This is a genomic window from Sorangium sp. So ce281 (assembly GCF_051527395.1).
Lineage (GTDB): Bacteria > Myxococcota_A > Polyangia > Polyangiales > Polyangiaceae > Sorangium > Sorangium cellulosum_B.
Genome location: NZ_CP150322.1, coordinates 7,578,675 through 7,590,355, shown reverse-complemented (window position 1 = coordinate 7,590,355; position 11,681 = coordinate 7,578,675). Strand labels below are relative to the sequence as shown.

The following is an 11,681-nucleotide window of genomic DNA, read 5'->3' as shown; positions in this document are numbered from 1 at the left end:
GCCTGAGCGCGTCCGATGAACAGCCGGCCTCCGTTCCCGTCCACCTCCAGTCCGCCGTCTCAGCCCTCGCCGTACCGTTACCTGGGCCGGGGCGGCAGCGAGCGTCCCGTGCGGCTCCAGATCATCATCGCGCTCGTCGCGGGCCTCATCGTGGTGGCGGTGCCGCTCTACCTGTGGCGGCGCCCGAAGCCCGAGTCGATCCCCTCCGCGGACGCCGCGACGGCCGACGCCGGCACCTACGCCTGGGACGCGGGCGCGCTCGTCGACGCGGGCGCCGCGCGGTCGGAGGGCGTCACGCTCTCGCCGTTCACCACGATCAAGTGCGAGAACCCCGGCCCGGGCACCACCCCGCCCGAGCGCTGCGATCACGTCACTTTCTTCGAGGACGGCCTGTCGCGCGCGATCCGCGACAACGTCCAGTGCGCCCCTTCCGGCAAGGCGGCCATCACGGTGAGCTTCGTCCTCGAGATGGACTTCCGGCGCAAGCGGACCAACCTCTACGCGGGCAAGTCGACGACGGTGAGCCGCGCGAAGACGAAGGAGCTGCTCCGCTGCGTGAAGCGGGCCATGCCGACGCCCGACTGGGGGACGATCCCGCACCAGTACGTGAAGTACAAGATCAACGTCATGGCGACGTACCCTGTCAACGAGTCCTTCTGAGGCGAGAGGCTCGTGCGTAGCGCGTCGATCGTCCTGGTGCGCTTCGCGCTCCTGGCCTTCGCGGCGCTCCTCGCGATCGAGGCGCGGGCCCAGCAGGGCGGGGCGGCGCCCGCCGCGCCGGCTCGGCGCGAGGGCTATTCGAGCTACGAGAGCGCCACCGTCGAGCGTGTCCTGTCGCGCCTCGGCGCGACGCTCGAGCCTGCCCCCGAGGGCAAGATCGTCGAGGGGATCGACGTGGTCCCGCTCGAGGTGATCGAGGACCGCGATCCTGCGCCGGCCTTCCTGAACTGGTTCCACGCCCTCTCGCGGCCGTACGTCATCCGGCGCGAGGTGCTGCTCGCGGTCGGGCGCCCTTACGAGCAGGCGCTCGCCGACGAGTCGGCGCGCAACCTGCGCGACCTGAGCCAGCTGTCGCTCGTCCTCGTCTTCGCCGTGCGAGGCGGCGCTCCGGATCGGGTGCGGGTCGCCGTCGTCACCAAGGACGTCTGGAGCCTGCGCCTCAACTCGGACTACCGCATCGCCGGCGGGCAGCTCGAGCGCCTGTTCCTGCAGCCCAGCGAGCAGAACCTGCTCGGCGTCCACCACTCGGTCGCGGCGCAGCTCGCGCTCGATCCCGGCGCGCTCTCGCTCGGCGTCACCTACGCGATGCCGCGCATCGGGGGCAGCCACGTGCGGCTGCGGACCCAGGCGAACGCGATCATCGACCGGCAGACCGGCGAGTTCGAGGGCACGAGCGGCGAGTTCATCTACGGCCAGCCGCTCTACGCGACGCAGGCGGAGTGGGCCTGGGGCCTCGAGATCTCCTGGCGCGACGAGGTGACCCGCCGCTTCGTCGGCACGAAGCTCGCCACCTTCGACGCGGAGGCCACGCCGGGGAACGATCGCGTCCCGTACCGCTACCGGAGCGATCTCCTGGTGGGCAGCTACGCCGTCACGCGCAGCTTCGGCGGCGGCGCGTCGGGGTCCTCGGCCGTGAAGCACGACGTCTCGGTGGGCATCGAGGCGAGCCGCAAGGTCTATCGCCTCGACGCGCCCGGGGGCCTCGCCCCTGCCGCGATCGCCGAGTTCGAGGAGCGCGTGATGCCGGTGAGCGACACCCGCGTCGCGCCGACGTTCAAGTACGCGACGTACTCGACCCGCTTCTTGCGCGTCCTCGACTTCAACACGCTCGCGCTGCAGGAGGACTACCGGCTGGGGCACGAGCTCGCGATCCTGATCTATCCGGTCACGACCGCGCTCAACTCCAGCCGGAGCTTCCTCGGGATCTCCGCCGCGGCCGCGTACACCGTCGCGCTCGGCGACGGCCTCGCGCGCGCCGTGATCGAGACCGTCACCGAGCTCGACGGCTCGCAGATCTTCGACGCCTCCATCGAGGCGCGCGCCCGGGTTCACACGCCGAGCTTCGGCGTCGGGCGGCTCGTGTTCGACGTGCGCCTGTTCGACCGGTACAGGAACTACCTGAACAGGAAGCTGGTCCTCGGCGGCGACACCCGGCTCCGCGGGTACCCGACGGCGGCGTTCATCGGCGAGGACGTGCTCTCTGCGAACCTGGAGCTCCGCACGCGGCCCCTCGAGATCTGGTCGTGCCAGGTCGCGGGCGCGGCCTTCTTCGACGCCGGCGACGCCTTCGACGGCTTCGACGATCTGCGCCTCAAGCAGTCGGCTGGCGTCGGGGTACGGGCCCTCTTCCCGCAGCTCAACCGCGTCGTCATGCGCGCCGACTGGGGGGTGCCGCTGACGCGCGGCTACAAGGAGCCTGACGCGCTCCCCGGCGACATCCTCGTCACCTTCGAGCAGGCGTTTCCGATGCTCCCTGCGGACGAGTAGGGGCGCCGCCGGCGCCGGGCGGCGCCGGCGGACCGCTCGCGGCCGCCGCGATCGCGCCCGCGACGCGCGCGCGGTGCGCCGAGAACGCGCCCCGGAGCGCTGGCGTCACCGGCTCTCGGTCGAGCGTCGCGAGCGTCTCGGCCGCCGGCCTGCCCGCGAGCACCGCGTGCCAGGCCCGCTCGAGCGCTCCCCGCAGGCGCGCGGCGTCGTCCTCCGGCGGCCCCTGCCGCTCGCCGTGGCCGGCCTTCTGCGCGCCGGGGCCTTCCGCGCGCTTTACATGGAACGCCCGAGCGACGCTGCCGCGGTGTGTGTAGCGATCTCCCTCGAACCCGGCGACGTCGAGGAGATCCGGCGCGATGGGATCCCCCTCGTCCAGCGGGATCCGGCCGGCGAGCTCCAGGATGCCATCCTGGTCGACGTCGAGCGTGAACCGCGGCGGCGCCGCGAGCTCGACGGCGTACCGGGCCGCGCCGAGCGGCTGCACGGCCCAGAGCTCCAGCTCGCCTTCCTCGTTTCTGAGCACGACGTCCGGAGCGCCGTCTCGGTTGAGATCGGTCCCGGAGCGGAACACCCCGAGCTGCTCCGTCGCCTCCGGCTCGTGGCCGGGGAGGAGCGACGGTATCAGCTGGGTCGCCTGTCTGCGGTCCGCGCGCCCGCTGTCGAGGGGCCCCGCGGCGATGACCACGCCGTGCGGCGTCGCCACGCGGACCGCCGAGGTGCGGCGCCCGAGCGCGTCGGTCCCGCTGTAGCCGCGCACCACCACCTCGCCGCCGCGCCGTAGCGCGCCGCGGAGCTCGACCTCGAGCTTCAGCCCGAGCTCGGCGGCCTCCACGTCGATGGCGTGCAGCCGAGCGTCGAGGTCCGGGGGCGCGACGAACGCGCCGAGCGTCGGTCTGCCCGCTGCACCCCAGGGAGAAACCTGATGATCGCTGGCGCATGAGCTGGCGCAACTGACGCAGACGACGCAGACGACGCAGGCGAGGCGCAGAACGCCCATCGTCAGAGAGAGCTTTTCTGTTACGGTTCCCGTCCGCATGCGCCTGCTAGTAGCCGACAAAATGGACCTCTCGGCTCTGGAAGAGCTCAAGGTGCTCGGGATCGAGATCGAGTCCCGGCCGGAGCTCACCAGGGACACGCTGCCAGCGGCCCTCGACGGGATCGGCATTCTCGTCGTTCGTTCCACGGAGGTCACGGCGAAGGCGATCACGTCCGGGCGGCAGCTCAACCTGATCGTGAGGGCGGGGGTCGGCGTGGGCACGATCGACGTCGCGGCCGCGAGCGCGCGCGGCATCTACGTGGCGAACTGTCCCGGCAAGAACGCGACCGCGGTGGCAGAGCTGACGATGGCGTTCATCCTCGCGCTGGACCGCCGCCTGGTCGATGCGACGTCGGAGCTCCGGGCTGGCCGCTGGGAGAAGGCGAAGTACTCGGTGGCCCGGGGCCTGTTCGGTCGGCGGATCGGGATCGCGGGGCTCGGCGCGATCGGCCGTGAGGTGCTCCTGCGCGCCCGCGCGTTCGGGCTCGAGCCGCACGCCTGGTCGCGCTCGTTGACGCCGGGCCGCGCCGCCAAGCTGGACGTCAGCTATGCGCGGACCTTGGAGGATCTGGCTGCCCGCTCTGACATCTTCACCATCCACCTGACGGCCACCCCGCAGACGCGCGGTATCGTCAGCCGGAGCGTCCTCGAGGCGCTCCCTGACGGCGCCATCGTCGTGAACGCCGCGCGCTCCGAGGTGATGGACTACGCCGCGCTCGAGGAGCTCATTCCGCGCAAGGGGCTGCGGGTCGGCCTTGACGTGTTCGCCACCGAGCCTGACAAGAGCTCGGCGCCGTTCGAGTCGCACCTCCTCGGGCGAGGGCTCGTCTACGGCACCCCGCACGTCGGCGCGCAGACGGAGCAGGCCCAGCGCGCGGTCGCCCTCGAGACGGCCCGGATCATCCGTGCCTTCATGACGGAGGAGGAGCTGCCCAACGTGGTCAACATCTGCGCCACGTCGCCCGCCCGCTATGCGGTCGTCGTCCGGATGATGGACAAGGTCGGCGTCCTCGCGAACACCCTCAGCGTCATGAAGCGCCACGGGATCAACATCGAGGAGATCTCAAACACCGTCTTCGAGGGCGCCACTGCGACCTGCACGAAGATGCGCGTCTCCGGCCGGCCGAGCGAGGCCTGTCTGAAGGAAATCGCGGCGTTCGAGGAGGTCCTGCACGTCGATATCGTCGCGCTGCCGAATCTGGCATAACGCTGACGGACCCGGCGGGCGCGTCGCGTGACCGCCGCGACCGGCGCAACCGGCGTGACCGCCGCGCGGCGGCGAGCGTTCCAGCGCTGACGCGCAGCTGGCCGTCGCGCCGTCGCGAGGAGGAACCGGCGGGAGATCTCCGGCCGTGCAGGGGCGGTTTGCCCGTATCCCCCCTTGCATGAAGGCCCGCATTCGACTAGGTTGTCCGCCGACAACTAGGCGGATCCGCGAGCCGGGTTCCCAGTTCGGGGAATCGGCTCTTTTTTTTTGGCGCACAGGCACCGGGCGCCCTCGCTCGGGGCCGATCGCGCTAGGAGGACCTGGATCCGCCGAAAGTGACGTCTCTCACATGCAGCAACCCATGGAGCCTTCGACCAGAGCCGTGTTCGATCTCGGGCGCGTTCGCGACGCCGTCGCGCCGGTGCTGGCCTCGCATGGGGTCACGCTCGTCGATCTGGAGTGGATCACGGAGCGGGCGGGCTGGACGCTGCGGCTCACGATCGAGCGCGAGAACGCGGACGGCGCGGACGGCGGGGTCACGCTCGAGGACTGCGCGGACGTGTCGCGCGACGTCTCATCGGTCCTCGACGTCGAGGATCTCATACCCAACCATTACAACCTCGAGGTCAGCTCGCCTGGCCTCGACCGGCGGCTGCGTACAGCGGCCGAGTTCGCTCGCTTCCTCGGCAGGACAGCGAAGGTGAAGCTGGCGCGCCCCGCGCCGGACGGTCAGCGGTTGCTCCGGGGCGATCTCCTCGAGGCTCCGGAGGGGCAGGTCGCGGTGCTGGTCGACGGCAAGCGGATCGCGGTCCCGCTCGCGGATGTCGTGGAGGCGCGCCTCGTCTTCGAGCTCACCGCGCAGCCCAAGAAGGGGCAGCGGCAGGGCAAGGAGCCGGCTAAGGAGTCGGCGCAGAAGAAGCAGCTCACGGAGGCGGCTCCGCGGTCGGGCTCAAAGCGGAGCGAGCGCGGCTCCGAGAAGCGCAAGTAGAGAGAAGAAAGATCAGGAGACAGGGACGTCATGGCAACGATGGCAGCGATGCCGACCTCGGAGACGAGCCTCGGCAGCATCCTCGATCAGGTCGCGAAGGAGAAGGGGATCGACAAGAAGATCCTCGTCGAGACGATCGAGGCCGCGATCTTGAAGGCCGCGCAGAGCGTCTTCGGCCCCACCCGCGAGCTCGAGGCGCGCTTCAACGAGGACACCGGGCAGATCGACCTCTTCCAGTACATGACCGTGGTCGAGGCCGTGACGGAGCCGGAGCGCGAGATCTCCATCACTGACGTGGACAAACTGAAGCTGGATGCGACCCTGGGCGAGGAGCTCGGCTTCCAGGTCTTCTGGCGGCCCGAGGACGCGGAGAAGGCGCGCGATCAGGACAAGGAATACGGCGACATCCTGAAGCTCAAGCACGGCCGCACGACCTTCGGGCGCATCGCCGCGCAGACGGCGAAGCAGGTCCTGCTGCAGCGCGTGCGCGACGCCGAGCGCGATCTCATCTTCAACGAGTACAAGGATCGCAAGGGCGAGCTCATCCGCGGCATCGTGCGTCGGTTCGAGAAGGGCAACAACATCATCGTCGACATCGGCCGCACCGAGGGCGTGCTCACGTTCCGCGAGCAGACGCCGCGCGAGACGTACCGGCCCGGGGACCGCATCGTGGCGTACGTGAAGGACATCGATCGCGAGGCTCGCGGCCCGCAGGTCATCCTCTCTCGCTCCGATCCCCGGCTCGTCGAGAAGCTCTTCGAGGCCGAGGTCCCCGAGATCTACGAGGGCATCGTGCGGATCGTGTCGGTCGCCCGGGAGCCGGGCGCCCGCTCGAAGATCGCGGTGACCAGCCGCGACGCGGACGTCGACCCGGTGGGCGCGTGCGTCGGCATGAAGGGCTCGCGCGTGCAGGCGGTGGTCCAGGAGCTCCGCGGCGAGAAGATCGACATCGTGCCGTTCGATCGGGATCCGGCGCGCTACGTCATCGCCGCGATCCAGCCGGCCGAGGTGCACAAGGTGATCGTCGACGAGGCCGACGGGCGCATGGAGCTCGTGGTCCCGGACGAGAAGCTGTCGCTCGCGATCGGGCGCAAGGGCCAGAACGTGCGGCTCGCCGCGCAGCTGACGAACTGGAAGCTCGACATCATCAGCGAGACCAAGTTCAAGCAGATGGAGGAAGAGGCGATCTCCGCCCTCCAGCAGATGGACGTCGTGACGGAGCAGATCGCCAAGTCCATGTACCGGCTCGGCTTCCGCGCGCTCGAGGAGGTCAGCGAGGCCTCGATCGAGGAGCTCGCGGCCATCCCGGGTCTCGGCGGCGTCGAGGCCGCCGATCGCATCAAGTCGCAGGCGGACACGACGATGGAGCGGCTCCGGCAGGAGCGCATCCGCTCGGCGAGCTCGCGCACCGAGCCGCTCACCGACCGCGAACGGCTGATGTTCATCCGTGGCGTCGGCGATCGGACGGTGGTGTTGCTCGAAGAGGCCGGGTACCGCAGCGTCGAGGACGTGCTGCGGGAGGACGAGGATCGGCTGGCGATCCGCACCGGCCTCGGCATCAAGAAGGCGCGCGCCATCAAGCAGGGGGCGCGGGATTTCGTTGAAAGCGAGCAGAAGGTGCTCGATGCGGCGCGGGCGGACGTTCGTCGCGCCGCAGAGGCGAGGCACGCGTAGGCTGCGGGGGAGGCAGAGGACCAAGGATGGGATCAGCGGTGAGCAGACAGAGCGACGCGGGTGAGCGCGAGCCCTTCGAGAAGGGGCGAGTGCGCACGTGCGTCGGCTGCGGGGAGCGCGTCGGCGTCGACGACGTCCGCGGCGCCCGTCCGCTCGTCCGGCTCATCCTTGGTCCCGGCGGTGTGGTCGCGGTCGATCCCGGCGACGGCGGGTTCGGGCGGGGCGCACACGTCCACCCGCAGAAGGACTGCCTCTCGGCGGCGGTCGCCCGGGGGCTGGCCCGCGCCGCGAAGGCACGTGTCCACGCGATCGTGGGGGCCGCTGGAGGAGGCGCCGAGGGCGCCGGCGATCAGGTCACGCAGCGCGTCGAACCGCTCACGACCGCCTCGCTGGCGCGGGCGATCCGAGAGGCTACCGAGCGCCGGCTCCAGGGGCTCCTCCGCGCCGCCGTCCGCTCCCAGAGCGTGGCGATCGGCGCCGATGCGGTCGTGGGGTCGTGCGTGCGGGGCGATGCCGCGCTCGTCCTGGTCGCGTGCGACGCGGCGGCAGGCGCGGATCTGCCGGAGGTCAGGCGCGCCGTCGCCGAAGGGCGCGCCGTCGCGTGGGGCAGCGAGCAGGGGCTCGGCGCCCTGGCGGGCGGCCCGCGCGAGCGCGGCGTTGCCGTGATGGCGATCTCATCGGCGTCGATCGCCGCTGCCGTCGCGAACGCAGCGCACGTGGTGGACACGTGCGCGCGCGTCGAGCGGGGCGAGGACGCCGCGGAGGGCGGGCGCCGCGGCGCCGGTCGCCGGGGGCGGCCTTCGCGCAGCGCGGCCGCCCGGTCGGAAGAGGGCGGGAGCCCCGAGCAACGGAAGGCGCCGCCTGGCCATGCTGGCCTCTCGCGTCGCCGCGGGCCGGGGACGTCGGGCGTGGAGCGCGAGAACCCCGGGGCCGGGGTTCTCTCGGCGACCGAGGATGTCGGGGGAAGAACCGGCAGCCTGGAGGGCGCGCTTACCAGCCGCGACGAGCGGCGGGGGCCGGAGAGTGGGTCCGGTCGGCTTCTTGCTACTGCGCCGGGCACGGGGGGAGGCGGCGTGGTCGGGGGCAGGGCGGCGGTGTCCGGTTCTACCGGACGCGCCTCGACGGTGGACAGAGTGGCCGCAAATCGTCGCCCGCGCGGATGGGTGAGGCGGATTGGTTAACGTGGAGCGAGGTGCATGAGCAAAGTCCGGGTCTACGAGGTCGCCAAGCAGCTGAACATGGACCAGAAGACGCTGGTCGCGCTCTTCCAGTCCATGGGTATAGGCGACGTGCGCAATCACATGAGCGCCGTCGAATCCGACGTCGTCGAGCGGGTTAAGCGGCACCTCGAGCGGCAGAAGTCGCCTGAGGTGGTGGAGGAGAGGATCCGCCCCACGGTCGTCAAGCGCCGCGCACGGCCCGGGGCCGAGCCCGAGCCGTCCTCGCCAGGCCGCGGGCCTGACCTGTCGGAGGCGCCCGTTCGCGCTGCTCCGGAGCCTGCGCCCTCTCGGCCTGCGGCTGAGCCCGCGCCGGCTTCGCCGCCGCTCGAGCGCGCCGCTCAGGAGGAAGCGCCGCCCCGTCGCCCCGTTGCGCCGCCGCCCGCCGCTCCCGTCGCAGCGCCCTCGGCGCCGGCCCCCGAGCCGGTCGTCGCCGGGAGCCCGCGCGAGCCTGCTCCCGCACCCGCGCCCAGTGCGCCTGCCCCGGCGATGCCGCCTGTTGCGGCTGCGCCCCCTGCGCCGCCGCCCCCGGCGGCTCCCGCTCCCGCAGCAACCGCGCCTGCCGCGGCGTCCGCGGCCGCGGAGGAGACGAAGGTGACCTCGCCCGAGCCGAAGCCTGCGCCGCCTGTCGCGGCGCCGCCTGCCACCGCCGCCGCGCCGGCGCCCGCCCCCGCCGCGCCCGAGGCGCCTGCAGCTGCCGCCGCGCAGGCGGCTGCGCCCGCGCCGATCCCTGCCGCTGTCGCGGCGCCAGCAGCAGCGGCGCCAGCCGCAGCCGCTGCGCCCGCAGCCGCTGCGCCTGCGCCCGCAACGCCTGCGCCTGCAGCAGCCGCGGCGCCGGCCCGGCCGCAAGCCGCGCCCTCGACGCCTGCTCCGGCGCAGGGGGGGGCGCGGCCGACGTCGCCGCCGCCCGCTCCGCAGCGGCCTGCAGCTCCGGCCGCCGCCCGCCCGGGCGCTCGGCCGACCACGCCGCCTGCGCCCGCGGCCAAGCCGGAAGAGCCGGGCGGCACGCCGGGACAGGCGCCGCGTCGCCCGTCCTCGCCGCCGAAGACCGGCATCGAGGTCTGGCAGGGGCGCCCCGGCGTCACGATGCCGGCTCCCCGCACCGGCACACCGCCGGCGCGGCGCACGACCTACGATCCGCGCGCCAACGCCCAGCAGGCACGCCCTGGCGGTCCCAGCTTCGGTCCAGGCGGCCGGCCCATGGGCGGTCGGAACACCCGCCCCGGGATGTTCGGGCGGCAGCGCCCGGGAGGCGGTGGTCTCCCGCGCAAGCCGGTCCAGGTCTCCACGCAGGAGATGGCCTCGCACAAGAAGGTCATCAAGATCGAGGAGCAGGTCACCCTCCAGCAGCTCGCCGCGAAGATGAGCCTGAAGGCGACGGACGTGCTCATGCGGCTCCTGTCGATGGGCATGACGGGCGTGAACATCAACAGCACGCTCGACGCCGAAACCGCGAAGATCCTCGCGAGCGAGTTCGGCTGGAGCGTCGAGGACGTGGCCGTCAGCGAGCAGGACACGCTGAGCGCGGCCATGCAGGCCGGGGCCGACACCGACGAGGAGGTCGAGATCCGGCCGCCCATCGTCACCGTCATGGGCCACGTCGACCACGGCAAGACCTCGCTCCTCGACAGGATCAGGAAGGCCACGGTCGCCGAGGGAGAGGCCGGCGGGATCACCCAGCACATCGGCGCTTACCGCGTCGAGACGCCGCGCGGAACGATCGCCTTCCTCGACACGCCGGGCCACGAGGCGTTCACGGCGATGCGCGCCCGCGGCGCCTCGCTCACCGACATCGTGATCCTGGTGGTCGCGGCCGACGACGGCGTGATGCCTCAGACCAAGGAGGCGATCTCGCACGCCCAGGCCGCGAAGGTGCCGATCCTCGTCGCGGTGAACAAGATCGACAAGCCGGGCGCCGACGCCGACAAGATCAAGCGCGACCTCGCGGCCCTCGGGCTTCAGCCCGAGGAGTGGGGCGGCGAGACGATGTTCTGCAGCGTGTCGGCGAAGCTGGGGCAGGGCATCGACCAGCTCCTCGAGTCGGTCCTGCTGCTCGCCGAGGTCCAGGACCTCCGCGCCAACCCGAAGAAGCGCGCCAGCGGCACCGTCATCGAGGCGCTGCTCGATCGCGGCCGCGGCCCGGTCGCGCGCGTCATGGTCCAGGACGGCACGCTCCGCACGGGCGACATCCTCCTGGCCGGCGCCGCGTGGGGCAAGGTCCGGGCGATGACCGACGAGCTCGGGCGCTCCGTCGCCGAGGCCGGCCCCGCGACGCCCGTCGAGGTCCTCGGCCTCAACGAGGTGCCGAGCGCGGGTGATCCCGTCCACGCCGTCAAGGACGGGAAGACCGCGGAGGAGATCGCCGAGACCCGGCGCAAGAAGGCGTCGAAGACGCTGATCCCGCAGGACTCGCGCGTCTCGCTCGAGTCCATCACGAAGAACCTGCAGGAGGCCGATCAGCTCGAGCTCAAGCTGATCATCAAGGGCGACGTGCAGGGCTCGGTCGAGGCGATCATCCACGCGCTGGCGAAGCTCTCGACCCAGAAGGTGAAGGTCACGATCGTGAACGGCGCCGTCGGTGGCATCACCGAGGGCGACGTCAACCTGGCGGTCGCGTCGAAGGCGATCATCGTCGGCTTCAACGTCCGGCCGGCCGGCAAGGCGGGCGCTCTTGCGGAGAACGAGGGCGTCGAGATCCGGCTCTACAACATCATCTACAACGCCGTCGACGACATCCGAAGCGCGATGGAGGGGCTCCTCCCCGCGACCAAGGTGGAGAAGGTCCTCGGCCGCGCCGAGGTCCGCCAGGTCTTCAAGATCACGAAGGCGGGCACGGTCGCCGGCTGCATGGCCATCAGCGGCTCGGTCAAGCGCACCGGCGAGGCGCGCCTCATCCGGGACAACGCCGTGATCTGGACGGGTCGCCTGTCGGGGCTGCGCCGGTTCAAGGATGACGTGAAAGAGGTGGTCGAGGGGTTCGAGTGCGGTATCTCGCTCGACGGCTACTCGGACATCAAGGAGCGCGACATCATCGAGAGCTTCGAGATCGAAGAGGTCAAGACGAAGCTCTGA

The 11,681-nt window shown here is 71.7% G+C and carries 8 protein-coding genes; 7 read left to right on the top strand and 1 reads right to left on the bottom strand.

Features of this window, described 5'->3' with window-relative positions; all coding sequences use genetic code 11:
* The first annotated feature begins 15 nt into the window (after nt 1–15).
* Nucleotides 16–660, top strand: coding sequence for a hypothetical protein (locus tag WMF27_RS28750; RefSeq protein ID WP_437765675.1), 645 nt, complete (start codon nt 16–18; stop codon nt 658–660).
* A 12-nt stretch (nt 661–672) separates the two neighbouring features.
* Nucleotides 673–2,487, top strand: coding sequence for a hypothetical protein (locus WMF27_RS28745; protein ID WP_437943159.1), 1,815 nt, complete (start codon nt 673–675; stop codon nt 2,485–2,487).
* On the opposite strand, the gene WMF27_RS28740 is transcribed toward WMF27_RS28745, so the two are convergent.
* Entirely contained in the window at nt 2,444–3,484 is a 1,041-nt protein-coding gene (locus WMF27_RS28740) for an FG-GAP repeat domain-containing protein (RefSeq protein ID WP_437765677.1), read from the bottom strand. The two genes, WMF27_RS28745 and WMF27_RS28740, sit on opposite strands and share 44 nt — an antisense overlap.
* A 61-nt stretch (nt 3,485–3,545) precedes the next feature.
* Between WMF27_RS28740 and WMF27_RS28735 the strand changes: the two genes are divergently transcribed.
* From WMF27_RS28735 to infB, 5 genes are all read left to right on the top strand, one after another.
* Nucleotides 3,546–4,730, top strand: coding sequence for a phosphoglycerate dehydrogenase (locus tag WMF27_RS28735; protein ID WP_437765678.1), 1,185 nt, complete (start codon nt 3,546–3,548; stop codon nt 4,728–4,730).
* Between the two features lie 361 nt (nt 4,731–5,091).
* Nucleotides 5,092–5,718, top strand: a complete 627-nt coding sequence (gene rimP, locus WMF27_RS28730; protein ID WP_437765679.1) for a ribosome maturation factor RimP — start codon at nt 5,092–5,094, stop codon at nt 5,716–5,718.
* 30 nt (nt 5,719–5,748) lie between these two features.
* On the top strand, nt 5,749–7,392 hold the full coding sequence (gene nusA / locus WMF27_RS28725; RefSeq protein ID WP_437765680.1) for a transcription termination factor NusA: 1,644 nt from the start codon (nt 5,749–5,751) through the stop codon (nt 7,390–7,392).
* A 38-nt stretch (nt 7,393–7,430) separates the two neighbouring features.
* Nucleotides 7,431–8,573, top strand: a complete 1,143-nt coding sequence (locus WMF27_RS28720) for a DUF448 domain-containing protein (protein ID WP_437943158.1) — start codon at nt 7,431–7,433, stop codon at nt 8,571–8,573.
* A 15-nt stretch (nt 8,574–8,588) separates the two neighbouring features.
* Nucleotides 8,589–11,681 carry a translation initiation factor IF-2 gene (gene infB / locus WMF27_RS28715; protein WP_437765682.1) on the top strand — a complete coding sequence of 1,031 codons (3,093 nt, stop codon included), beginning with the start codon at nt 8,589–8,591 and terminating at the stop codon, nt 11,679–11,681.